15 protein-coding genes are annotated in these 25,132 nt (G+C 57.1%); 13 read left to right on the top strand and 2 right to left on the bottom strand.

The window, feature by feature from the left end:
• Nucleotides 1–82: 82 nt before the first annotated feature.
• Entirely contained in the window at nt 83–10,312 is a 10,230-nt protein-coding gene (locus R5L00_RS06135) for a filamentous haemagglutinin family protein (RefSeq protein ID WP_317653767.1), read from the top strand.
• 554 nt (nt 10,313–10,866) lie between these two features.
• Here the strand turns inward: R5L00_RS06135 and R5L00_RS06130 are convergent.
• Both R5L00_RS06130 and R5L00_RS06125 read right to left on the bottom strand, forming a co-directional pair.
• Nucleotides 10,867–11,832 (bottom strand): glycerophosphodiester phosphodiesterase family protein, encoded by a 966-nt coding sequence (locus R5L00_RS06130; RefSeq protein WP_317653766.1) that lies wholly within the window; start codon nt 11,830–11,832, stop codon nt 10,867–10,869.
• 3 nt (nt 11,833–11,835) lie between these two features.
• Nucleotides 11,836–12,195, bottom strand: a complete 360-nt coding sequence (locus tag R5L00_RS06125) for a hypothetical protein (protein WP_317653765.1) — start codon at nt 12,193–12,195, stop codon at nt 11,836–11,838.
• 297 nt (nt 12,196–12,492) lie between these two features.
• Between R5L00_RS06125 and R5L00_RS06120 the strand changes: the two genes are divergently transcribed.
• The 12 genes from R5L00_RS06120 to R5L00_RS06065 all read left to right on the top strand — a co-directional run bounded on the left by R5L00_RS06120 (nt 12,493) and on the right by R5L00_RS06065 (nt 25,067).
• Nucleotides 12,493–14,184: a DUF2341 domain-containing protein gene (locus R5L00_RS06120; RefSeq protein ID WP_317653764.1), complete on the top strand. Its 1,692-nt coding sequence runs from the start codon at nt 12,493–12,495 to the stop codon at nt 14,182–14,184.
• An 11-nt stretch (nt 14,185–14,195) separates the two neighbouring features.
• Nucleotides 14,196–14,600 carry an ExbD/TolR family protein gene (locus R5L00_RS06115; protein ID WP_107693587.1) on the top strand — a complete coding sequence of 135 codons (405 nt, stop codon included), beginning with the start codon at nt 14,196–14,198 and terminating at the stop codon, nt 14,598–14,600.
• Nucleotides 14,601–14,604: 4 nt separating this feature from the next.
• Entirely contained in the window at nt 14,605–15,270 is a 666-nt protein-coding gene (locus R5L00_RS06110; RefSeq protein WP_317653763.1) for a TonB C-terminal domain-containing protein, read from the top strand.
• 21 nt (nt 15,271–15,291) lie between these two features.
• On the top strand, nt 15,292–16,977 hold the full coding sequence (locus R5L00_RS06105) for a putative porin (RefSeq protein ID WP_317653762.1): 1,686 nt from the start codon (nt 15,292–15,294) through the stop codon (nt 16,975–16,977).
• Nucleotides 16,964–17,752 carry a DNA repair protein gene (locus tag R5L00_RS06100; RefSeq protein WP_317653761.1) on the top strand — a complete coding sequence of 263 codons (789 nt, stop codon included), beginning with the start codon at nt 16,964–16,966 and terminating at the stop codon, nt 17,750–17,752. The genes R5L00_RS06105 and R5L00_RS06100 overlap by 14 nt, the downstream gene beginning before the upstream one ends.
• Before the next feature lie 177 nt (nt 17,753–17,929).
• On the top strand, nt 17,930–18,406 hold the full coding sequence (locus tag R5L00_RS06095) for a hypothetical protein (RefSeq protein ID WP_107693590.1): 477 nt from the start codon (nt 17,930–17,932) through the stop codon (nt 18,404–18,406).
• Between the two features lie 278 nt (nt 18,407–18,684).
• Nucleotides 18,685–19,248, top strand: a complete 564-nt coding sequence (locus tag R5L00_RS06090; RefSeq protein ID WP_107693869.1) for an anthranilate synthase component II — start codon at nt 18,685–18,687, stop codon at nt 19,246–19,248.
• Nucleotides 19,249–19,323: 75 nt separating this feature from the next.
• The gene (gene trpD, locus R5L00_RS06085; RefSeq protein ID WP_107693591.1) at nt 19,324–20,367 is read left to right on the top strand and encodes an anthranilate phosphoribosyltransferase; all 1,044 of its coding nucleotides are present in this window, start codon (nt 19,324–19,326) and stop codon (nt 20,365–20,367) included.
• Between the two features lie 3 nt (nt 20,368–20,370).
• On the top strand, nt 20,371–21,261 hold the full coding sequence (gene trpC / locus R5L00_RS06080; protein WP_317653760.1) for an indole-3-glycerol phosphate synthase TrpC: 891 nt from the start codon (nt 20,371–20,373) through the stop codon (nt 21,259–21,261).
• Nucleotides 21,262–21,469: 208 nt separating this feature from the next.
• Complete coding sequence (locus R5L00_RS06075; RefSeq protein WP_107693593.1) at nt 21,470–22,729, top strand: porin; 1,260 nt, start codon at nt 21,470–21,472, stop codon at nt 22,727–22,729.
• Nucleotides 22,730–23,234: 505 nt separating this feature from the next.
• On the top strand, nt 23,235–24,344 hold the full coding sequence (gene hpnH, locus R5L00_RS06070; protein WP_107693595.1) for an adenosyl-hopene transferase HpnH: 1,110 nt from the start codon (nt 23,235–23,237) through the stop codon (nt 24,342–24,344).
• A gap of 90 nt (nt 24,345–24,434) precedes the next feature.
• On the top strand, nt 24,435–25,067 hold the full coding sequence (locus R5L00_RS06065; RefSeq protein ID WP_317653759.1) for an HpnM family protein: 633 nt from the start codon (nt 24,435–24,437) through the stop codon (nt 25,065–25,067).
• The last annotated feature ends 65 nt before the right edge of the window (nt 25,068–25,132 follow it).

Below are 25,132 nucleotides of genomic sequence, written 5' to 3'. Positions count from 1 at the left end.
GGGTTTAAACAGAATAACGTGATAACGCAAGGTGGGATGAGGCGGGATATCAAGGCTTCCCGTCCGGGCGCAGGTGGAAAAAATGAATCGTAAACTATACAAATTAATTTTCAACACGACCTTGGGCATGCTGGTTCCGGCGGCAGAATCGGCACGGGGCTGTCGCAAGGCGGCCGGTAGTAAGGGGCTTCTGTTGACAATTTTGCTGATAGGGACAACTGCGCAGGCTGAGTTGCCCGTGCCGTGCGCTGGCGGCAGTTGCGGTGGCGGGATACCGGATTTTGTCACGTCGGGTCAGGCAAATTATCACGTCCATGACCATCAGGCCATCGTCAACCAGGTGGGTGACAAAGCCATTCTCAATTGGGAAAGCTTTAACGTCAGCCCGGGCCATTCGGTGCAATTCAGTCAAGTGGAGAGTCTTGTCGAGCAGAACCTGGTGCAGGGCGCCAACTTCACTACCCTTAATCGGGTCTGGGACAACGATCCCAGCGTTATCGCCGGCATCATCAGCCAGGCCACGGGGCAGAAGGCGAATATCATTCTAGTCAATACGAATGGCATTGCATTCATGGGCTCGTCCCAGGTGAATCTCAACAGCTTTACCGCCAGCAGCCTGGATATCAAGGATAACTTCATTCTGAATGCGTTTCTTACCCCCGAGAAGACAAGCCCGCAATTCGAAGGCTCGGGAGGCTTCGTCAAGGTGTTCGAGGGCGCGCGCATCACCGCCGGCAGCCAGGGCCGCGTCATGCTGATCGCGCCCACCGTCATCAATAAAGGCAGGGTGGAGGCGGCCGACGGCCAGGTGGTTGCGGCGGCGGGCACCAAGGTGTTTTTGCGTTCGGCTTCTGCGCAGCCCACAGATGCGAACGTGCGCGGACTGCTGGTGGAGGTGGATAGTCCGGTTGGCTTGAGTGACTTCGAAACCGCCAACACGGGTGTCAAGGATGGCAAGCTCGATGGTCAAACCGTCGCGCTCAAGGATGCTGCACGCGACAAGCTCGGCCACGTCACCAATCTGGGCGAACTGAGCACGCCGCGTGGCAATGTCACCATGGTGGGGTACGCGGTAAACCAGCAAGGCATCGCGCGCGCGACCAGTTCGGTGGTCGCTAACGGTTCGATATATCTGATGGCGCAGGATGCGGCCACGGCACAGGATAGTTCGACCCGCGGCGGCCACGCGGTCCTCGGCACGGGCAGCCTGACCGAAATATTGCCAGACGTATCCGACAAGACCGGCGTGCCGGATGGGCTGACAGGCACCGGCCTCGTGCTTCCGTCGCAGGTAAAGGTGGTGGGACAGGACGTCCGGATGGAAAATGGTGCGATGATCAACGCGCCGGCCGGCGAAGTGAATTTCATCGCGATCGACAATCCCAGCTTGCTATTTACCGATGATCCAGTCAGGGAGGTATTTAATGCGCCTGTCTCGGCTGCTGCCCGGGTTCATATAGCGAGCGGTGCGGGCATCAATGTCGCTGGACTGGAAAACGTGGCAATTTCCGCAGCCCGTAATGGCGTGGAAATCGAACTGCGCGGGGATGAGCTGAAAGACTCGCCGGTGAATCGTGATGGGCCGCTGCGCAGCCAGAAGGTTTTTGTCGATATTAACCGCGCTTTAGCCAATGCCACCGCGGGCGAGCCCACACTGATTGCCAAGGACAGTCTCGAATCCCACCAGGCGCGTCTGGAGCGCGGCGTGGCTGAACGCTCCACCCAGGGTGGTACGGTGCGCGTGAGCTCGCAAGGAGAGAGCATCATCGAAGCCGGCGCCGCAATCGATCTCTCGGGCGGAAGCCTCCGCTATTCGCCGGCAAGCGTCCCCACCACGCTGATTATGTCGCGTGGGATTTTGACCGACATCGCCGATGCGCGCGCCGATGTGCGCTATGACGGCATCGCTACGCGTTATGTGCAGGATTACGGACGCTGGAATGTGAAAGAGGTGATCGACCTCGGGCAGAGCTTCAATTACGATCCCGGCTATACCGAGGGCAAGAATGCAGGCGCGCTGGAAGTCATTGGTTTGCGCGCGAACGTGATGCAGGCTGATATCCAGGGCCGCACTGTCGTGGGCGAGGTACAGCGCGACGCAGGCATCATGCCTGCTGGCGCCCGGCTGACAGTTGGCAACGACCCTGTGGCTAACCCCCTTCTCAGCGCCGGAGTCGACCACAAGCTCAACCAGGTGGTCGAACTGGGTGGCGCCGGCGTTGCCCTGCCGGCGGGGTTCAAGTTTGGCGATGCGCTTTCGTCCGATCTCGTCAGTACTTTAACCCTTAACCCTTCGCTGCTGGGCAAGGATAAGATCGCCAATCTGGAGATATTCAGCAACTATGCTGCGTCCGTGCGCGAGGCTTTGCGTGCTCCGCTGGGAGGCAGCGTGCATATTGCCGCGCAGGGGCTGACAGTCGACGGCGATATCGAGGCCAGGGGCGGTTCGATTGTACTCAACTCAGCAAGAAACGATGTCAATATCGCGTCCGCGCCAGTGAATTTGACTGTAGCGGATGGCGTGACGCTGTCGGCACGCGGGGCCTGGGTGAACGAATTGCCGGGCATGCCGCCGGGCTCCGGCGAGGTAGCGCTGGTGCATGGCGGCAAAGTCGCGCTTAGCGCGGGAGACAACGTCGCCTTGGGGCAGAACACGCTGCTGGACGTCACCGGTGGCGGCCGGCTCAGGGTGGACGGGGAAGGCAGAGTCATCCCCGGCAATGGCGGTGAAATCAGCATTTCCGGCAACGCCGTATCGGGCGTTGCCGACAATTTGCGCGGCTATGGGGTCGATAGCGGCAGCGGGGGCACGCTTACCGTGTCCAGCAATAAGATCCAGATCGGCGGCGTGCCGGACAATACGCCGGGCACGCTCAACCTGGACGCGGAATTTTTCCAACGCGGCGGATTTTCCAACATCCATCTTGCGGGGCTGGATAAACTGACCGTGTCGTCAGGCACAAAGGTTACGCCTACCACCCTCAGCCTGGAATTGCAGCCGGACTATACCCTGCGGCCGAGTGGCAGTCGGCTGGAGGATTTCACGCGCCAGGTAAAGCTGGATGACCTGATCCGCCACCCGCTGAATTTGAGTCTTACCGCCAAAAATCCCGCCGATGGGGCGGGCCACTTGCTGATCGGCGCTGGCGCGCGCATCGCGGCCGATCCAAGGGCAAACGTGACGCTCGCGGCGGCGCAGTTGCTGGAGATACAGGGCCGCATCAGCGCGCCCGGCGGCACCATTTCGGCAACGCTTGATCACGGCCTCGAAGCCCAAGAGGCATTTGATCCTGCTCACGGTCTCTGGCTGGGCAAGCAGGCGGTCCTCGATGTATCGGGCATGGCGCTGACTTTTCTGGACAGCAATCGCCTTACCCAGGGCGAAGCGCTGAATGGGGGTAAAGTCGCCTTGCATGCTCAATATGGTTATGTCGTGACCGAGGCCGGTTCGAAAATCGAGCTATCGGGTGCCACACCGGTTCGTCTTGATATCCTGAATGAAGCGGGAGGACTGGGGCAGTGGATCGGCAGCGACGCCGGGTCGCTACGCATCAGCGCGCGCGAAGGTGGGCTGCTGGACGGCGCTTTCGCGGCACATGCGGGCAGCGGCTCAAGTCGCGGCGGTGTATTCGATCTGGTGCTGGGCAATAACTTCACTGCCCCGGACCCAAGTCTTGGATATCCTGTTGGGGAGCGCGTGCTGAGCCTGGCGCCAATTGTGGCACCGCAGGTGGGTGACCTGACTCCAGGCGCGGCTATACCAAGCGGGTTGAACGGGCAGGCCAGGGTCGGCTCTGCAGTGCTGGAGGCTGCAGGCTTCGATCGCGTCGCGCTTAAAAGCATTGATGCGATCCGGCTGGAAAACGGCTTGAATGTGGGGGCGAACCGGACGCTGCCCTTGAATGAGCTGGTGCTCGATGCCGCGCGTATCGAAATGGCAAGGGGTGCAGCGACGTTGAAGGCGCAAACCCTTCGGCTGGGCAATTACGACATAAACCGGGTGGAAGTGGTCAACACACCGGTTGCCGGCGACGGCGTTCTCAAGACGGATTCGCAACTGCTGGAACTGGCGGGCAACCTGACCTTGAGCGGCATGGCGCGCGCAGAACTGAATGGGACCGAGGAAGTCAGGCTGCAAGGAATAAGCAGCACCGGCGTACAGCGTCCCACCAGCATGCTCGCCAGCGCCGGAGACTTGGCCTTCAGCGGTGCGGTTGTTGCTCCCACCACCTATAGCCAGTTCAGCATCCAGGCACCGGGACAGACGGTTTCTTTCACCCGCAATAGCCTGCAGCCAGCTCAACCTCTGTCCGCCCTGGGCAGTCTTTCCGTGACGGCGGCGGATATCGTGCAGGGCGGCAATGTGTGGGCGCCGTTCGGCCAACTGAATTTCAACGCTACCAATTCCGTCGCCTTCAAGGATGGCAGCATGACTTCCGTGGCGGCCGCACCCAGCAGCATGGTTCCCTTTGGCATGCTGGTGAACGGGCGTAGCTGGGTTTACAGGCCGGATGCGTTCGAGATTCCGCAGCTTGCGTTGAACGAAAAATCCATCCGCATGGATGCGGCGAATATCGACATGCAGACGGGCGCCGCGCTCGACCTCGCCGGGGGTGGAGATTTGCAGGCCTATGAGTTCAGCGTGGGACCAGGTGGGTCGCGCGACATTCTCAACGACGCCGGAACCTATGCCATCCTCCCAGGCAATAGGGGCGGGTTCGCCCCCGGCGACAGGCAGGAGAATGTGGGTTTCGACCGTGCCTCGGGAGATGCAGTGTATCTTTCCGGGATACCGGGCCTGCCGGCGGGCGTGTATACGCTGCTGCCCGGGCACTATGCGCTGCTGCCGGGCGCTTACGCTGTCAGCCCGAATATGGATGTGCCCAATCTGCTGCCGGGCCAAGCCTATAGCAAGCAGGATGGCAGCCAGGTTGTGCCCGGCTATGTTACCGACAGCCGGGCATCCGCGGGCGGCCCGCGCGATGCTTTATGGCACGGCTTTGAAGTGCTGACCCGCGACCAGGTTCTGCAACGCTCAGAAATCACTCTCACCCGGGCCTCCGAGTTCTTTGCCGCAGGGGTCAGCCGTCCGCAGGACGCGGGCTTGCTATCCCTGGATACGACTGCGGGGCTCAAGCTGGATGCCATCTACAAACTCGCGGCGGGCGTGGGGGGCCGGGGCGCTGCGGTCGACATCAGCGCGCCTAAAATCGCCATCACCAGCCAGCCAGGTTCCATAATTCCCGGCGTCGATCCGCTTGCCACCCGCATTGCGGTCACCACGCTCAATAGCATCGGCGCGGCCAGCCTGTTCATCGGCGGCACGCGTAGTGCCGGGGCTACGGTCGGCGCAAGCACGACGCTCAATGTAGGGACGGACGAAGTAACGTTGGCTAACGACACCGATCATGCCTTGAAGGGCGAGGAAATCATCCTGGTCGCAAAGGATACGCTCACGCTCAAGTCTGGCAGTGCCATCGACGCGCAAGGCAAGGCAAATACTACCGGCGCCGGCTACAGCACGGAGGGAAATGGAGCGCTGGTGCGGGCCGCCTCCACCCATGCCGCCTTTTCCCGTACCGGGAGCCCGGGTCGTAGCGAGGGTGCCCTGATCGGTGAAGCCGGGAGCACGATCCGCTCAGTAAACTCGGTCACGCTGGACGCCACGAAACAGAATGCCTTTGCGGGTACAACCAGTTTTGCCAACGATAGGAATAATCCCGTCGCGGGTAATTTGACGGTTGGTGCGACGCGCGTCAATTTTGGGAACGCGCCGTCCGGTTCCGAGGGTCTGATTCTCAGCCAGGGCGAACTGGACGCGCTGGATCGCCTGAACTCGCTGACGCTGACAAGCTATACCACTTTTGACCTGTACGGCGATGTGGATGTCGGAGGGGTAAACTCTGCCGGCAAGCCGACCCTGCAAGCCCTGAACCTGTTAGGTGGCGGGCTGGCCGGACTGAGCAATGTCGGTAAAACCGCCAATTTGCGTGCCGCTGCCATCACGCTTTCCAATCCGGCTGCGGTGGCATTCACCGCCGGAGGTACGCTCGGCACCGGTACGCTGGCGATACAGGCAGATAAGCTGGTGCTCGGCGAAGGCGCCAAAGCGATCGAAGGATTTTCCCAGGTCGATGTTCGGGCAAATGAGCTTATCGGACGCGGCTCAGGAACTACTGATATTGTAGCCAATGCAGCAAACATGAGCATTGCGCGTATCAGCGGCGAGCAAAGTGCCAGCCAGAGCCTGACCGCAGGCGGCACCCTCAACTTCGCCGATACTGCGGCGGATCGTGCGCTCGCGGCGGTAAATGCGCTTGGAGCGAAATGGGCGCTGTCGGGCACGGAGGTGATGTTGGATACCGAGGCGATTCTGCCCTCTGGACAGCTCAGACTTACCGCGACGTCCGCTGATCTTACACTGGGCGCAAATGCAGTCGTGGACGTAGCCGGACGGTCGGTGGCTTTCTTCGACGTGCAACGCGGGTCGCCAGGCGGCAGCGCCGAACTGGTCAGCGATAACCGCAATGTGGTGGTGACCGAGGGCGCAAAGGTCGACGTGTCCGCCCCCTTGGGGGCGGATGCAGGAAAGGTGAACGTACGCGCACCGAAAGGTGCGGGGACCTTGCCGGCTGGGAGCTTGGAGGGCTCAACCGTGAAGGACGGCAATGGCGCCAAAGGCAACGGCGGGCGCTTCGAACTGGATGTGGCCACGCTGCCGGACTTCTCCGCTCTCAACACCATGCTCAACCAGGGCGAATTCGATGGCGCGAGGACGGTGCGGGTACGCACCGGCGATGTCAGCGTTGCTGCGTCAGACACGGTCAAGGCGAAGGAGGTGCATATTGCGGCGGACGGGGGAAAACTGGATGTCGCGGGTCATGTCGATGCCTCGGGCAAGGATGCGGGCAACATCCATCTTCATGCGAAGAACGATGTGGCGGTATTGGCTGGGGGGAAGCTCGACGCCGTTTCCACCGGTAGCGGTGAGAGTGGCGGTGAAGTGGAGATCGGCACTGCCGTGGGCAGCCTGAACCTCGCGCAAGGCAGCGCGATCGACGTGCAGGGCGGTAACAACGGACACGGGGGGAAAGTAGTGCTGCGCGCACCGCGCACCGGGAGCGGCGCGGGCACTGACGTGGCAGTCGGCAGTATCGGCGGCAGCATCAGCGGCGCCGGGTCGGTAGCGGTGGAAGCGGTCAAGGTTTACGACAACATTACGACGCTGACCGCTTCCGGCGCAAGGAGTGGCACCCTCAGCCTTGATACGGTGAACACCGACAATACCAGCTTTGCATCCAACGCCGGCACGATTGCGTCGCGTCTGGGCAAGGCTGGTGATGCCGTTTTCCACGTGCGCGGCGGGGTTGAAGTGCGCTCGGCCGGCGATCTTGCGCTCAGCAATGACTGGAATCTCGCTACCCGGCCCGCGGGACAAGAACCTGGCGTGCTGACCCTGAGGGCGGCAGGCAACCTCAATCTTGATAACAACCTCTCGGACGGCTTCAACGTGGCGACGCCTTTCAGTAGCGGCACCACGCCCGCCACCCTGCTTGAAGGAGATTCATGGGGCTACCGGCTGGTTGCAGGCGCGGATGCCGATGCTGCCGATCCGCTGGCAGTGAAGGCAGGCAGCGGCGACATCACCCTCGCAGCCGGCAAGTTGGTGCGCACCGGCACCGGCGACATTCGTCTCGCCGCAGGCGGCGACATAAAACTGGCCGATAACAAGTCCGCGATTTATACCGCCGGACGGATATCCGATACCGCCGCCGGTTTTGTCGTTCCCGTCAATAGCCAGTTCAGCCAGGGCGGAGGGGATGTCAGCCTGGTGGCGATGGGCAATATTACCGGCGCGCCCTCGGCGCAACTCTATTCCAACTGGCTGTTCCGCCAGGGGGCAGTGAACGCATCCACCGGGGAGTACACCCGCCAACCCGCCTGGTGGGTACGCTTCGACCAGTTCCAGCAAGGCGTCGGCGCGCTGGGCGGGGGCAATGTAACGCTGCAGGCCCGCGGCAACGTGGAAAACGTTTCCGCCAGCGCCCCAACGCAGGCACGCATGACCGCCGCTGCGCCGGATGCGACAAAACTGGTGACGACCGGCGGCGGCGACGTGAGGGTGACAACCGGGGGCGACCTGCTGGGCGGCCAATACTATGCCGACCGTGGCGATGTCGTTATAACAGCAGGTGGCTCGGTGAGCAGCGGGCAGACTGTAGCCGGCAATCCACTCTACACCATTCTGGCCCTGGGCGATGCGCGGGCGTTAGTGCGCGCGCAAGGGGATGTCAATATTCAAACCGTGCTAAATCCCCATCTGGTTGTTCAGTCTTCCGGCACCGGCGCCGCGTTTAACGTCAACAATGCCACCAGCCCAAGCTGGAGCCTTTTTTCGACCTACAGTAAGGACAGTGGTGTAGATATGCAGAGCCTGAGTGGCAAGGTGACGATGCACAATGGCGGGGGGGGAAGTGCAAATATACCCGAAGCTTATCGAAAGACCCAGGGCATCAATGGCCCCGGGCTCAACTTCACTATTTCGGGCCAACGGTACCAACCAGACCTGCTTTCCCTTTTGCCGCCGAATCTATCGGCAACGGCTTTTCAGAATGATATTGTCATGAATGATGGTCCTACCGACATCGTGCTGAGCCCCTCGCCACGCGCGCAGTTGACGCTATTGGCGACGAACTCCGTCAATATCCCCGCGGTTATATCCATGAGCGACCGCGATCCAGCGCTGATCCCGAGTGGGATCCGGCCAGGATCGACGTATACCCAATTTCCGACCACCTCAGTGAGGGCTGCGGACGTGGTGCTTGTTCATGCCGCCGTTCCCGTGCATACCGGAGATACTCAGCCGGCGCGAGTTTATGCTGTAGCTGGGGATATCCGGGGCAACATTGAGGGCCTCCCAAACCTGGATTTATCGAAGGCCGTTCGGGTACGTGCGGGACAGGATGTTCGCGATCTCGGGATTGTGGCGCAGCACGTCAGCAAGGGGGATATCAGCCGGGTGGAAGCAGGCCGGGATGTTGCCTTTACCTCCGGAAATAGCCGAATAGATACCGCGAAAATCTGGGTTGGCGGTTTGGGGCGGTTGGAGGTGACCGCGGGGCGTAATGTGGACCTGGGCACCTCCGCTGGAATCGTCAGCCGCGGTGACCTCGATAATGCGGAATTGCCCGCCGGGGGCGCCGATATTCATGTGGCGGCCGGGGTGGGGGCGCAAGGGATCGATTACACCGGGGCTGTCAACCGGCTGGCTGCGGAATTGGAAAAGGCGGGGGGGAACCCGGCTGATGTCCTGTTGTGGCAGGCGCGTTGGCTGGTGAAGAACGATAACCTGGAGGGTCCTGATGCCTTGCAGGCGGTGAAAGCGGTACAGGCGCTGAATGCGGACGTGCAGCAGGGCATGGTGCGGGCGATGATATATTCCGCCTTGCTGGTCACCGGACGCGATTCCAACAATCCGGACAGCCCGTTTGCCGCCGACTATGAACGCGGCTATGCGGCGTTGGAGCTGGTGTTCCCGGGATTGCGCGAGAAGAATGAGGATGGCACCTTTAAAAATTACCAGGGAGAAGTCAATCTGTTTGCCAGCCGTATAAAGACCGAGCGCGGCGGGAATATCGAGTTCATGGTGCCGGGCGGGGACTTGATTGTCGGTCTCACCAATACCCCCGCAATACTGGTAGACGTGGGCAACGATGTCCTTGGAATGCTGACCGTCGCCGAAGGTGACGTGCGCGGTTTTGCTCGTAACAATATCACCGTCAATCAGTCGCGCATTCTCACGGTGGGCGGTGGAGACGTCCTGCTGTGGTCGAGCGAAGGCGATATTGATGCGGGTAAAGGCAAGAAGAGTGCAACCGCGGTGCCTCCGCCGATCATCAAAGTCGATGCCCAGGGTAACGTGACGCAGGAATTGCAAGGCGCGGCTTCGGGCAGCGGGATAGGTGCCCTTTCCAGCGGCGGGAAGCCCGCTGGCGACATCGACCTGGTTGCGCCCACCGGCACGGTGAACGCGGGGGATGCTGGTATTCGGGCCGGCAATCTCAATATTGCCGCCCAGGTCGTGCTGGGCGCGGATAATATCGCCGTTGCCGGCACATCCACCGGCACCCCGGTGGCGGATGCCAGCGCGGTCACCGCCACCACTTCCGGTTCCACATCTCAGGGAGATGACGTATCCAAGGCAACAGCCGCTTTATCGCAGAATTTGTCAGATGCCGCGCGCACGTCCGATTCAATGAAAAAACTTAAACCCACCTTTATTTCTACCGAGGTAATCGGGCACGGCGAGTAGGAAGATGGGTCTGGAAATACGGACCTGCTAACGGGGTAGTGGCGGTTTGGGAAAATCACTACAGGTGATCGGTTCTTTTCGTCATTAGGGCCGGATTGTCATCGCGTTTACGCATCCGGTGCTACGCTCAAGCATCGTTTTTTATTACGGCGGCGGGCCACGCAGCCCATCAGGCTGAGTCCTGACACCAGCATGGCGTACACCTCGCGTTCCGGGACAGGTAATATGAATGTCACGTCATCAGCACCAATCCTTGGCCGCCGAGCGAAAGCGAACGAAGTCGGCCGTAGATCGGGTGATGCCAAAGAAGATCCCCGAATTGAGGCTATCGTCGGGTGGTCGACCTCAACGGTATATGATTCGAGCACTTGCTGGTCCTTACCCAAAACTCTGATGAGTATGGGGCCGCCATCGAAACTGTTGAGGAAGGCTCCGGCGGCGGTCATACCATTGGCGAAGGTAAAATTGAGCGCGTCGCTGATGTCGGTTGCGGCAAAGTGGTTGCCCGGGCAAGGAAATCGCGGCCGACAGCCGAGACGCCCCTTGGGGCTGGATTATCTAATGTTCATGCAATTAGCATAGTAGCTCACGGTCGCTGGCCAATCGCTGAATATGCCGCGGATACCGACGTTGCGGGCAAGGACATCCAGGACCTTCATCTTATCGCCCTCACGCCTGATGGCGGAATCGAAGGTCTGGTAATAGAAGTCGTTGTTGCCGTCGGCCAGAATGCCGGAACGCTCCAGGGTCCAGATAATGATGTCGAGTCCTGCATTCTTGGCATCGCGGGCGTACCTGGAGGGGACGACGTTGCCGCTGTCATTGACATCCAGCAGTGCAAATATGGGGGGAGCGACGATATTGATGCCCTCTGCCTTGTAAGCAGCGAGTTGGGCAGCCGTGGGTAGCTCTGCAACCACGCTGGCGTCGTCCAGATAAACCGCCTGTTTACCAAACTCCGGTTCTTTGGCGATCCAGTAGCGTATATCGCCAATGTCGAACGACTGGGGAAAAACATTTCGGGGCCTGACGTCTTCGGCCTTGTATTCATCAATCATTTGCTGCGTGTAGTTTTGCTGCGTGTAATCCCCGGTGCCGTCGCCATCGCTGTCGTAAGGCATGGCCACGCTGGCACTCTTGAGTTCGGGTGTCATTTTCACGCCGCGTTTCTTGAACAATCGAATACTCTCTTTGTGCGTAAGCAGGGTACCGCTGGTGGCTCCTGCGTAGAGGTCGGTGCGCCAACTGGGGTTACCGCCCAGGTAGGCCGCGGCGCTGGTTGCGGCGGGGTCGAAGCTATCCATCTTGCCTCTTAGCGTCTTGAATTCGTCCAGAGTAAGGTCGCTGGCGCAGCATTGTGCCGAGGCTGCCTGAACAAGATTTCCCGCTGCATCAAGCTGGGCGGGCCTGAAAGGCTGGGTGCACTTTTCAGCCAGCGGCGTTTCGAGGATATTCGTGGTGGTATGCAGGTCGCATTGGGAATGGCGGCAAACCAGTTCCTTGTCTTTGGTGAAGGTCACATCTCACTCTACGATGCCGGCACCCATGCGCGCTGCGGCCACGTAGGATTCTTTCGTATGCTCGGGAAACTGCAACGCGGCCCCTCGGTGAGCGATGGAAAAATCAGTTTTGTAAAATGGGCCGTTCCCGCAATGCTTCAGCTTGCTTTTAAGGGCGCCGCTCCGCATGTCATTGACGAGGAAGTAAGGACGGGGCCCAAGCTGGATATTCATGCCGTTTCCCCGATTATCTCCGACGTCATAATGGTCGGTTTCCTCATCGTCACCATTTCTGCTTGCGGACGACATGGTCGTCGCCATCGACAGGCCCGTCAGTAGCACCAAAATTGACAGTCGCGTTAATGCTGATCGATTTTTAAGCATTGGAACATCTCCCCTTTGGAATTTAGTTACATACAGAGCGGGCCATGCCCCAACGCTACTCTCCTTCTTTTTCATTTCAATGAGGCGCTACTGATCCGAACAGATTAGCGCAACCAGCGGCAGTGTTGGGGTCAGAACGCCCGGATCTGCTCCATGGTTACATCCTCGCACTGTCAAATCATGGTGTCCGCCGCGAGGCTGCGGCGTAATCATCAGTCATGTCGCTCCACTTTTGTTTGCGGCGAGAATAGTGATCTGTTCGGCTCATGGTTACTGCTAATGGCTGTAATCTGATCCATGGATAATCGCACCAAATTCATTCAGATAACCTCCATGCGCGTCTTTGCTTCTCTATTGGCTTTACTGTTATGCACGTTTTCCCTGTCGAGCCATGCTTGGTGGAATAACGAATGGACCAGCCGAAAGAAAGTTACCTTGAGCAGCCCGGTTGCCGAGGTCGTGGATGCACCGATACTGCTCCGGCTGCATACCGGAAATTTCGATTTTCTTTCAACCAACGACGATGGCGGCGATTTGCGTCTGATCGCGGAAGATGATGCGACAGAACTGAAATTTAATGTTGAAAAATGGGATGGCGCAAATCAGTTGGCGCTAGTCTGGGTAAAAGTCCCCAAACTCTCATCCCAAACAGAAATATTCCTTTATTTCGGCAACGAGAATGCGGTATCTGCCTCCGATCCGAAAGGGACCTACGATGCTAGCAGCGCCATCTACCATTTTGCAGAGCCGGAGGGAAATCCTCAGGACAGCGGACCTCATGGTCTGCACGCGCAATCTTCCGCAACGCGTATAGCGGCATCTTTCTCTAATGGGGGGGTCGGGTTTGACGGCGCCCGAAGCGTATTGCTGCCCGCAGTAAGCGCACGCAATGGCTACAGCTTTTCGATATGGGTGAAGCCTTCCTCCCTGGATGGCGTCTTGCTCCAGTCAGATGGCCTCGCGGTATCGCTGGAGGCCGGTGCGGTCCGGGCGAAATCCGGCAGAGCGAACGTCGTCTCGAACACGGCGCTTAGCGCAGGAAAATGGCACCACCTTGGATTGACGCTTTCTGACGGGCTTCGCATATATCTCGATGGTAAAGCCGTGGGCGACGCTACTGGCGCCGCCTTCCCGACCGGGACCATGACGCTGGGTGCGGGGTTCAAGGGCGAAATGGACGAGGTGCAGGTCTCTGGTGTGGCGCGCGCAATGGAATGGATGGCCGTACAGGCCGCCCTGGCGCCGGATGCCAAGCTGGTCGCAGTGGGTGAAGAGGAGACCGCTGAAGGGGGTCCGGAGGCATCGCACCTAGGCATCATCCTGAAGTCGCTAACCGTTGACGGGTGGGTTGCCATAGGGTTCCTCGCGATCATGCTATTGATTGCGATCTGGGTCATGTACAGCAAGGCGATCTACATCAACCGAGTTGATAAATCCAATAACCGCTTCATGCACAGGTTTCGCGAACTGTCCACAGACCTCGCAATGATCGACAAGAGCGGGGGATTGGATAAGGACTTCAAGCATTCTTCCCTATATCGCATTTATCACATTGGGGCGGTCGAACTGGCGCATCGGTTTGACAACACCGATGCGACGCAAATCAACAAGTCTTTATCTCCGCAGTCGCTCGACGCCATTCGTGCCAGCCTGGACGCGGGTTTGGTGGAAGAAATCCAGCGCATGAACAAGTTCATGGTGCTGCTCACCATTGCCATTTCCGGCGGACCTTTCATCGGGCTCCTCGGCACGGTCATGGGTGTAATGATCACCTTCGCAGCGATTGCGGCGGCGGGTGATGTCAATGTTAACGCCATCGCACCGGGTATTGCCGCAGCACTCGCGGCTACCGTGGCGGGAATGTCGGTCGCGATCCCCTCGTTGTTTGGGTACAACTACCTTGCATCGCGCATCAAGGCCATCGTCTCCAGGATGCATATTTTTGTAGATGAATTCATCACCAAGCTTGCCGAAAACTATAGCCGCTGACCGGGAATGGCATGAAAGTACAGGAAGATAACGAGCTATACGACGAGATCAACGTGGTGCCCATGCTGGATCTCGCCTATGTGCTGCTGGTGATCTTCATAATAATGACGACAGCATCGGTGCAGGGAATAAAAGTCAACCTGCCCAAGGCCAGCAATTCGCCCAGTCTGGCCAAACCTCAGACCAAGGCGGTTACGATCAACGAAAGCGGTCAGATTTTCCTCGACGCCTATCCGGTGACGCTGGACGAATTGCGGACGCGTTTAGGTCAGCTGAAAGCCGCTAATCCGGAACTTCCCGTCGTGGTCAAGGGAGATACAGTGGTGCAATACGGCAAGGTGATGGAGGTTCTCGAATTACTGGGCCAACTGGATATTACCCAGTTGGGCCTAGTGACCCAGCGCCTAGTGAAGTAATGCGATGGAAGAACAGGAGGGACCAGCCTGGATGCGCTGGGGGGGCGTCTTACTCTGCCTGGCTGGGGCGGTCACGCTGGGATTGTGGCTGAAAGATTTTCTCGGCAGTGACGAGCCCCCAAAAAAAAATCAGTCGCTCCAGCAGATCACCTTGATTAAGCCGCCCCCTCCTCCACCGCCACCCGAGCAGAAACCGCCGGAACCGATAGTTAAGGAAGAAATAAAGATATCTGAACCTGACCCTGAGCCTATGGATCAGGCCGATGAGCCGCCGCCCGGGCCGGACTTGGGTGTCGATGCGGAAGGAGCTGGAAGTGGTGACGCATTTGGTCTGGTGGGAAAAAAAGGTGGATCCGACCTGATTGGGGGCGGCCGAGGAGGAAATCCCTGGGCCTGGTATGACGGAATAGTAAACGACGCGTTGAACTCGGCCTTTCAGGATGCGCTCTCGCGCGAACAAGCGCTAAAGGACAAGGCCTACAAGGTGGTAGTGAAGGTATGGATCGATGTCCGGGGACAGATATCGCAAGTGATCCTGGCTGACACAACGGGTGATGCCAAGGTCGACGAGTTGTTGAAAGATGTGCTGCAAAATTTACGGGCCCTACGCGAGGCTCCGCCGGCCGACATGCCGCAACCAATAAAAATACGGGTGACCTCGCGCGCCTGATGGCTGGAGAAATGTAACGAAATGAATATTAGTTTGATGCTCGCGAGCGCGGCGCTGGCGATGGCATTTGCGGGGGCGGCACAGGCAGGAACCAGCGAGCGGGAAAAGGTTGAGGTCCTGTATGAAACTACCTTGAATCTGATTCAGCTTCTGGTTGAGCAAGGAGTGATCAAGCAGGAAGTCGCCGATGAAATGATCCGTAAAGCGGAAGCAAAGGCGAAGGCTTCCCAGCAGCAGGCGCAGGAGAAAAACGGGCCCCCTGAAACTGGGGAACCGAAGAAGGGCGAAGTACGGGTGACCTACGTGCCCGAGCATGTCAAGCGCGAAATCCGCGACCAGTTACGCTCGGAAGTGGTAAGCCAGGCCAAGCAGGAGCGCTGGGGGGACGTAAACACGGTTCCCGAGTGGCTCAGTCGCTTCAAGATGGAAGGTGACATACGGTTGCGTGAGCAACTCGATTTCTATGCCGACGGTAACGCCCCTGCCGCCAATTTCCAAGCAATAGGGCAGCAAATCGACAACACGACCGAAGACGGCAACCGAGAACGGGTCCGCATGCGCCTGGGAATCAACGCGAATGTTACCAAAGGAGTAGACCTTGGGTTGCGCCTTACTACCGGGAATGTGAATGGTGCCGGCGTCACTGGTGATCTGGTGGGAATAGGTTCCCCGGTATCCACGTTGCAGACATTCGGCACATACAACAGTAAATTCAGCTTTGTCCTAGATCAGGTTTTTCTCAAGCTCGCTCCGTGGAACGCGCTGACGGTATCCGCCGGACGTTTCCCCAATCCCTTCTTCGTAGGGACGGTGGGGAATATATATACTGGCCCCCTTCCGAAAGGGCGGCATACGATTCCCACCGCCGGAGTGGTGCATACAGACCTGATATGGGACGTTGACTTGAACTTTGAAGGCCTGGCAGTCAATCTCAATCCCTGGATGAAGGAAGATCGTGTTATCAAGCCGTTCTTCAACGCTGGCATATTCCCTTTGCAGCAAGTCAACCAGAGCGAGACTGTCAAAGCCAAGGATAAATGGTTTTATGGAGCGCAGGCGGGGTTCGAGTGGGCACCCACCGATACAGATACTACAGTCAGGGTCGGCGCTGCGTATTATGACTACCGCAACATCAGCGGCATCCGCAACCCCAATTTCGGCGACACACTATACGACCAGAGCGCTCCCCTGTTCCGGCAAAAAGGCAACAGTCTTTTCAATATTGATAACGACGGCGATCCCACCACCAACCTCTGGGCGCTGGCGGCAGACTATAAAATCGCCAATTTAACCGTGGTGGCGGACTATGCCAGATTCAGACCGATTCACATTATCGGTACCCTCGACTTCGCGCGCAACGTCGGTTACGACGAAGGTAAAATCCTCGCTCGCACAGGACAGAATATCAAGCCGGAAGTCAACGCCTATCAGGCGCGTCTGACCGTCGGCTATCCTGTCATATCTGAACGCAACCAATGGCAGGTAATGGGGTTTTACCGCCGATCTGAGCGCGATTCAATGCTCGATGCCTTCACCGATTCAAATTATCTGCTTGGGGGCACCAATCACAAGGGATATACCCTCCAGGCTCTGTATGGAGTTGCGCACAATACCTGGCTGGGGGTTCGTTATATGTCCTACGATAACATTAGCGGCCTGCCCCTCGGCATCGACACGGTCAACTTCGACTTGAATGCCAGATTCTAACGTAATGGTGCGTTTGACCCGGATTGCCGATTACCTGACGCAGCGGTGTGAATTGGCAGGTGCATACGGACGGCAACTGTTGAGCATTTGTGGTTTGTTCAGGGTGTTGCATGCAGAATTCCTGGACGAGCAACGAAAAAGACAAAAGACGTCGGGACTCTTCTGCCTGGGGGTGGCGGTTGTTTTTCTGATAACCTGCTGGCAGCCTGGTCCTACTATGGCCGCCGCCACCAAGGATCAAAAAAGAGAGCGGCAGGCCCTGCGGCGCATGCAGCAACAATTGACTGAGGTTCAGCAGCAGAAGTCGGCGGCGGAGCAGGAAACAACAGCGCTGGAGGAAGCGTTGAAAAAGACCTACAACGAAGTCGAAATGCACAAGCGATCCACGGGGAGCGCGGTGGCGAAAGCCCGCGAGCTTGAGAAGGATATTGAAGCTGCCAATATGGAAAAGATCGAATTGCGTGCGCGTCTGGATGAGGCGGCCAAACAAAATCAGGCCGTATCCGCCCAGCGTGACCAATTGGAACAGGATCTGAAGAATACCGGCAGTGTCCTGGCGAAGGAGAATGAGCAAAGAAAGCTTTGCGAGGCCAATAATAGCGAGCTCTATCGTATAGGCCGCCAATTGGTCGAGTGGTACGGTAACAAGGGCGCTTTCAATGCGATTCTCGAGGCTGAGCCGTTTACCCGAATGAAGGGTGTGGAAATGGAAAACCTTCTTGAAAATTACCGCGAGAAGCTTGAGGGCCAGCGCCTGGAGCCCGTCACTCGTTAATATGACCCCGCAGCGTTCATCGTCGGCAATGGAAAAACGACCACAAAGCAGCCCGATTCAGGTCATATCCTTGTGGAACCGCCCTTTGCATTAAACGTACGAAACGAATTGGCAACAGATATAAAAGTACTATACTTCCTACGAGTGTGATCCCGATTGATTCCAGGAGAACAAAACATGACAACAACATCACGCAAGGCGCGTGTCGAATTGAATGCCAGCAAGGGAGATGAGGAAGCCGTGGCGCCGCGAAAACGAACGCGTAATCCGGCGCCCAAACAGAACAAGGCGGTGGCTGCCAAGAGTTCTGAATCAAAAGCCCCAGTAAAGAGCAGTCAAAGCGTCCCGGAGAATGAAAAGCCGCCCAGGCCCGTGAGACAGGCGAAAGTGGCGAGTGAGTCAGCCAAGGGAAATAAGGCAGATAAGTCAGATAAAGCGGCGGCCAATACCGCGATGGCACCAAAGAAAACTAAACTGCAGCGCGACAGTTACTCGATTCCCGAAAGCGAGCACAAGCAGCTTGTTGCGCTTAAAAAGCGTTGCATCGATCAGGGCACGCCGATAAAAAAGAGTTACCTGCTGCGCGCGGGAATACAGGTACTGGCGCTGATGGATGACGACGAACTCCTCGCAGCGATTGAGCGTGTTAAATAAACCGCAACGCCTGCGCTTTCTCCCTCTTCTCGCGCGCAAGACCTGCCTCGCAGGTAGGGTAATCTAAAAAACAAAGACAGCAATGTTCTCATGCAGGGGCGGATTGCGCATCCGCACGGGGAGTGCCCCGCCATTTTCGAGCGCCCGTGTCCAGTTTCTTTACCCTTGCCCGGGCGCCTGCGAGCAGGGATAATATCGGATTCCTCGCGGTTACCCGTATTCGCAAACTTCACGGGTATAAGCAGGACCTCGGTACCCGTGCTCTCGCTATCTCGCCTATGCTGCTGATGATCGATAATTACGATTCCTTCACCTACAATCTGGTTCAGTATTTCGGCGAACTGGGGGAGGATGTGGTCGTATTTCGGAACGATGAGATTACGTCCGACGAGGTCGTGCGGCTGAAGCCGGCTCGCATTGTCATTTCCCCCGGTCCATGCACACCAAGTAAAGCAGGCATCTCGATGCCGGTTATCGCATCGTATAATCGTGAAATTCCCATATTGGGCATTTGTCTCGGCCACCAGAGCATCGGCCAGGCTTTTGGCGGTAGGATCGTTCATGCGAAACAGGTCATGCACGGTAAAACTTCTCCCATCTTTCATTCGGGTGCCGGCCTGTTTCGCGGTCTGCCAAATCCGTTTACCGCAACCCGTTATCATTCGCTTGTTATCGAGCGGGACAGTCTTCCCGATTCCCTGGAAATAACTGCATGGACCGAAGATGGCGAGATAATGGGCATTCGTCATAAAATCCGGGCCATAGAAGGAGTTCAGTTTCATCCCGAATCCATACTGACCGAGTATGGTCACAAATTGCTCACGAATTTCCTGAATCAATAAAAAATTGATTTCGGCGGCGGAGCTGAAACATACCGAGAAAGGACTGATTAGATACAGTCCCCGAAAGGACCCCACATGAAACCGCAGGAAGCGCTGGCACGTATCATTGAGCACCGTGAAATCTTGCACGACGAGATGCTGTCGCTCATGCGACAGATCATGCGGGGGGAACTATCGCCCACGCTGATATCCGCAATCCTCACCGGGCTGCGCGTCAAAAAGGAGACGATCGGCGAGATCGCTGCCGCTGCCCAGGTGATGCGAGAATTTGCCACCCCGATGGAGGTGCTGGATGACCGCCATCTTGTGGATACGTGCGGCACCGGCGGAGATTCGGCTCATACCTTCAATATATCCACGACGGCGGCCTTTGTCGCCGCCGCGGCCGGCGCCCATGTGGCGAAGCATGGCGGCCGCTCGGTATCCAGCAAGTCGGGGAGCGCGGATGTGCTTGAGGCCCTTGGCGTTAATCTTAATCAGACGCCGGTGGAAATTGCGGAGAATATAAAAAATACAGGCCTCGGCTTCATGTTTGCGCCCAACTTCCACAGTGCAATGCGGCACGCGGCGCCAGTAAGGCGAGAGCTGGGCGTGCGTACCCTTTTTAATATCCTGGGGCCGCTAACGAATCCCGCGGGCGCAAAAAACCAGCTTCTGGGCGTATTTCACCCCGATCTCGTCGGTCTCCTCACGCGAGTGCTGCAACGCTTGGGCAGCCATCATGTTATGGTGGTGCATGGCACGACCGGGCAAGGCGGTCTGGACGAAATAACGATCGCTGGCGATACACGTATAAGTGAGCTCAGACACGGCGATGTGGTTGAATACACCATCACCCCGGAAGACTTCGGCATGAGGCGTTCCGCTATCGAAACGATTCAAGCCCGAGACAGCGCTCACTCCAGAGAAATGCTGATATCCGTCCTGGAAAATCAGCCCGGGCCCGCTTTGGATATCGTAGCTCTTAACGCAGGCGCGGCAATTTATGTCGCGGGTGCAGCAGGTTCCCTGGAGCAAGGCATAACAAAAGCCCGGGCAGCGATAGAAAGTGGCGCGGCAAGGGCTAAGCTGCGTCAGTTCGTCGAATTCTCCAACCGCGATAGAGTCGCTCTGGAGTAGTCGATGGCTAACATATTGCGAGAGATTCTAGCCGTCAAGCAACAGGAGATTGCGACTGCGAAGGCGGCATGCGGCCTCTCTACGCTTCGCCGTGCGGCGGAATCTGTTGCACCACCTAGAGATTTCGCTGGAGCCCTGCGAAAAAAAATTGACGCGGGTTTGCCGGCCGTTATCGCCGAAATCAAGAAAGCGAGTCCAAGCAAGGGCGTTTTGCGCATGCAGTTTGATCCGGCTGCCATTGCCCTGAGCTATGCGCAGAACGGCGCAGCCTGTCTCTCCGTGTTAACCGATGAGCAATTTTTCAGCGGGAGCGCGGAATATTTGAAACTGGCGCGATCTGTCTGTGATTTGCCGGTTCTGCGCAAGGATTTTCTGATTGACGAATATCAGGTGGTCGAAGCCCGGACAATGGGCGCAGACTGCATCCTGATTATCGTGGCTGCTTTCCGCAATCCCTCTGGCCCGGCGGGAGAGAATTGGGGAGATGAGGAAGCCGTCTCCCGGATGCTCAAGCTGGAATCATGCGCCCGCATGCTCGGGATGGCAGTGCTGGTTGAGGTCCACGATAGTGCCGAACTGGAACTTGCATTGCAATTGGCTTCCCCCTTGATCGGAATCAATAACCGCAATCTGCACACGTTTGAAACGAGGCTGGATACAACCTTGCAATTGCTAAAAAGGATTCCTGCGGGACGAACCGTCATCACCGAGAGCGGCATACTCGCTCCAGCCGATGTGACCCTCATGCGTGCTCATCAGGTCCATGCTTTCCTCGTAGGCGAGGCGTTCATGCGGGCCGCTGATCCGGGCATCGAGCTGGCCCGATTATTTGGGGTGTCGTCTGACCCAGGCGGAGGCGCCGCACCGCGAAGCAAAGCCGGCGCATCCATTTGAATCCCGAGCCGAAAGTATTTGTTGCAAAAAAGCAACACATACCTCTTCCATATCCCGAAACTCTCTTTATTTCCTTGCTAGGTGTAGCCGCGTTAGGCACAATCTCTCAACCCTCTCATTTAGAGAGGTCCAAGCAGCGGGATAAACTCCACCGAAATAGGGTCGGTGAGAGGCCCCCACCGTTTCAACTTTAAAGGAGATTTTCCACATGAAAAAGAAACTGATTGCACTCGCCGTCGCTGGTGCACTCGCGGCCCCGGTGGTTGCATCCGCTCAGGGGACTAACGTCACGATTTTTGGTCGGGTACAAGCTGAATACAGCCTCGTCGACTTTGCCAGCCAACCTAGCCAAGGGTCGCTCCAAGATAACTCCCGCTCCTCCCGTTGGGGTCTGCACATTACTGAAGATCTGGGGAACGGCTTGAAAGCGAATGCTCGTCTGGAAATGGGTCTGAACGCCGGCTCCGGTTCCGCCACGACTCCCCGTGAGCAGTGGGTCGGGCTGTCCAGCAATCAGTGGGGCGATGTTAAATTCGGCCGTGTTCAATCTCCCTTCAAGGATTTCGCCGGCGGCATGACGATTGATCCGTTTGCCTATACCACCCTGCAAGCCAATGGCGCGGGCGGCACGATGTCCGGGGGCGCCAACGGTATGGGTTCGGGTGCTAACGGTTTTGTCAACAGCGCGATCCGTTTCGATTCCGCAACCATCGAAGGCTTCTCCTTTGCAGCCATCCTGATGCCTGGCGATGCGAATAGTCTCAATCCGCTTCAACAGGGAAGCATCATCTCCGGCTTTGCACCTGGTGGCTTGGGTAGCAATGGCAACACCGGCGGCAGAAACGGTGAATTCGACGGCCAGGCTGCAGCTAAATACCATGTGGATTTCATGGGCATGGGATTCGACATCTTCGGCGGCTACTCTCGCGATAATGCCAATAACATTCAAAAAAGCATAGGGCTCCGGACTGAAGAAGTATGGCGTGTTGGCGCTGCATGGGTCTGGGAAAACTTCAAGCTTTCCGGTCAATATGAAAACATCAACAATGCCATTGGCTCTGCAACCTGTACCACCGCTTCTTCGTTGACCGCCAACCCGCTCGACACCGGCCTCGTCTCCGGCCAGTGTAATTCTGCGATGAACTGGGGTGCCGACGGTAACATTTGGCATGCTGGCGCGCAGTACAGATGGGGCAATACCACCCTGGTCGCTCAAGGCGGTATGACCAAGGCCCATGCGGGTGGTGTCAATTCCGCGGCTGCACGTAACGCGGATAGCTTTACCGTCGGTGCGATTCACAACCTGAGCAAGCGCACCAGCGTCTTCGGTGGTTATCAGCACGTGTATGTGGATAACCCGAACGGTGCCGCCGTGAATAATCTGGGTGCTGGAACCGGTTTCACTGCGCCGAATTATGCAACGGGTAGCCGCGCAACCTACACAATCGGTGTTCGTCACAACTTTTAATTGAGACGTGACAGTTAAGAATGGGGCGCTGAGGCGCCCCATTTTTTTAGGTTCTTTTTCGGCAATATTTAATGTTCATATATCAAAACCCCAAGATCTTTTGCGCCAGGAGATTCTGTTGCGGTTGTTTTTTTACAACTTCAGAATGAGTTTTTCATTGCTTGGAAGGATTGAGCGCGGCCTTTAACCTCGGAGAGGTTGTGTGTTTAGTTTGCCGGGTAGACATGCTAATATGCTGACGCGTCGCAAGTGTTTCACCAAAAACATGGAGAATGGGTATAACGCCGTCTGTCGGTAATGGCATGACAGTCGGATAAGACGGCCCATTAATGCCCGGATTGAATGTGTTATTGGTAGATTCCTAACTGCCTTTACGTGGATCAGGTCGTCGCCGGTATCGCAGTACGGAAGTGTCCGGGATATAGAGGTTAATCAAAAAACGAGAAACCGGGCGGTTATCGTCCGCCATTAATCAGTGTATTGAAGTTTTCTGGAGGGTTTGCACATGGGAGTTCCTTTACGTCAACAGATCGCGGTAGGCACTTATCTGCTGAAGCAGAAGTTGCGAGGAGTAAAAAAATATCCTATGGTTTTAATGCTGGAACCGCTGTTCAAATGTAATTTGGCTTGCACAGGCTGCGGCAAAATAGATTATCCCGACCATATCCTCGACCAGCGCCTGTCCTTTCAACAGTGTATGGATGCCGTTGATGAATGTGACGCGCCCATGGTCTCCATTCCCGGCGGCGAGCCGCTAATACACAAGGAGATGCCTCAAATCGTTGAGGGAATCATCGCCCGGAAGAAATATGTGTACCTCTGCACGAATGCGCTTTTGTTGAAGAAGAGGATCGACGACTATACCCCATCTCCTTATTTAACTTTTTCCATCCATCTGGACGGCCTGAAAGAGCGCCATGATGCCTCGGTTGCCCAGGATGGAGTATTTGAGCGGGCGGTAGAGGCGATAAAACTGGCGGTGGCGAAAGGGTTTCGAGTCACCGTGAACTGTACCCTCTTTCAGGGGGAAACCGCGGAAGATGTGGCAGAGTTTCTCGACTACGCCATGGAGCTGGGTATTGAAGGCGCGACCATCGCGCCCGGATTCAGCTATGAACGCGCACCGAGGCAGGATATCTTTATTAAAGGAAAAGATACCAAGAATCTATTCCGGGGGATTTTCAAGATCGGAAAGACGCGCAATTGGAAATTGAATCATTCTTCGCTTTATCTTGATTTTCTCGCCGGCAACCAGAACTATCAATGTACCCCATGGGGCAACCCCACGCGTAACATCTTCGGGTGGCAAAAACCCTGCTATCTGCTCTCGGATGAAGGCTATGCCGCGACCTTTAAGGAACTGCTGGAGGATACGCCATGGGACAAATACGGAAACAGTAGTAATCCTAAATGTGCACAATGCATGGCCCATTGCGGTTACGAAGCCACTGCCGTTGAAGACATGATGCAGCACCCGGTAAAGGCGTTGCTCACCTCCATCCGTGGTCCAAAAACGACTGGCCCGATGGTCGCCGAGCCTTCACCGGCTTGGGAAAACGAAGAGCCGAAACTCCCGAAAACGCTTGCGGGTATTCCAGTTAAGGTTCAACGATAACGGCGCTGCATTTATGTTTCAAAGCGCTGGGTGTAGTAGCTTGCCACGGCTTTGATGGCGATGAGCGCACTTGTTTGAAAGGCTTTCACTATGAGGATTCTGCGCTTAATCAAGTCCGTATTTCAACTTCCGATACTGGTAGTGATGCTACTGGTCGTGCCAGCCTCATGGGCTGAAGCGCAGGACCGACCAGGCCCGGAGCAGGTGGTGAATTACCTGCAAGAGTCACTGATCAAGTCGATGCGTGAGGGCGGGAAACTGGGTTACCGAGGCCGTTTCGATTTGCTGGCTAAGGCGGTTGACCAAACTCACGATCTCGACTTTATTGCCCGGACCACTCTTGGAGCCAATTGGACCCAGCTTAGCGCCGAGGAGCAGCGCGTCTTCACTGATGTTTTTCGGAAACTCAGCATTGGCACCTATGCAGGCTGGTTTAAAAGTCATGAGGGTGAGCGTTTCGAATTTATCGAGCAACAGGATATGCCTCGCGATCAGGTCATGGTGCGTACCCGATTCGTCCAGTCGGGTCGGGAGCCGCCCGTACGTTTCGATTATGTCCTCCGCCAAACGAAAGACGGGTGGCGTATCGTCAATGTCCTTGCTGATGGGGTCAGCGATCTTGCGCTAAAACGGGTGGAATACCGCGCCATCCTTCAGCGCGACGGCTTTCAGGGGCTAATCGATATGCTCAAGGAAAAAGTCGCCCAGACCGAACAAGATTAGACAATTATGACGCTCAACCCGACTTCTCGGGTGGGGCCGACAATTGCCTCCCAGGAGGATCGCCA

Origin of the sequence: Nitrosospira sp. Is2 (assembly GCF_033095785.1) — a bacterium.
Lineage (GTDB): Bacteria > Pseudomonadota > Gammaproteobacteria > Burkholderiales > Nitrosomonadaceae > Nitrosospira.
This window is presented reverse-complemented; position numbering and strand designations above follow the sequence as displayed.

Excerpts from the sequence above, each read along its gene's own strand:
- R5L00_RS06135 (WP_317653767.1), top strand. The coding sequence starts at position 83 with ATGAATCGTAAACTATACAAATTAATTTTCAACACGACCTTGGGCATG.
- R5L00_RS06125 (WP_317653765.1), bottom strand. The coding sequence starts at position 12,195 with ATGCTTAAAAATCGATCAGCATTAACGCGACTGTCAATTTTGGTGCTA.
- R5L00_RS06120 (WP_317653764.1), top strand. The coding sequence starts at position 12,493 with ATGGATAATCGCACCAAATTCATTCAGATAACCTCCATGCGCGTCTTT.
- R5L00_RS06115 (WP_107693587.1), top strand. The coding sequence starts at position 14,196 with ATGAAAGTACAGGAAGATAACGAGCTATACGACGAGATCAACGTGGTG.
- R5L00_RS06110 (WP_317653763.1), top strand. The coding sequence starts at position 14,605 with ATGGAAGAACAGGAGGGACCAGCCTGGATGCGCTGGGGGGGCGTCTTA.
- R5L00_RS06105 (WP_317653762.1), top strand. The coding sequence starts at position 15,292 with ATGAATATTAGTTTGATGCTCGCGAGCGCGGCGCTGGCGATGGCATTT.
- R5L00_RS06100 (WP_317653761.1), top strand. The coding sequence starts at position 16,964 with ATGCCAGATTCTAACGTAATGGTGCGTTTGACCCGGATTGCCGATTAC.
- R5L00_RS06095 (WP_107693590.1), top strand. The coding sequence starts at position 17,930 with ATGACAACAACATCACGCAAGGCGCGTGTCGAATTGAATGCCAGCAAG.
- R5L00_RS06090 (WP_107693869.1), top strand. The coding sequence starts at position 18,685 with ATGCTGCTGATGATCGATAATTACGATTCCTTCACCTACAATCTGGTT.
- trpD (WP_107693591.1), top strand. The coding sequence starts at position 19,324 with ATGAAACCGCAGGAAGCGCTGGCACGTATCATTGAGCACCGTGAAATC.
- trpC (WP_317653760.1), top strand. The coding sequence starts at position 20,371 with ATGGCTAACATATTGCGAGAGATTCTAGCCGTCAAGCAACAGGAGATT.
- R5L00_RS06075 (WP_107693593.1), top strand. The coding sequence starts at position 21,470 with ATGAAAAAGAAACTGATTGCACTCGCCGTCGCTGGTGCACTCGCGGCC.
- hpnH (WP_107693595.1), top strand. The coding sequence starts at position 23,235 with ATGGGAGTTCCTTTACGTCAACAGATCGCGGTAGGCACTTATCTGCTG.
- R5L00_RS06065 (WP_317653759.1), top strand. The coding sequence starts at position 24,435 with ATGAGGATTCTGCGCTTAATCAAGTCCGTATTTCAACTTCCGATACTG.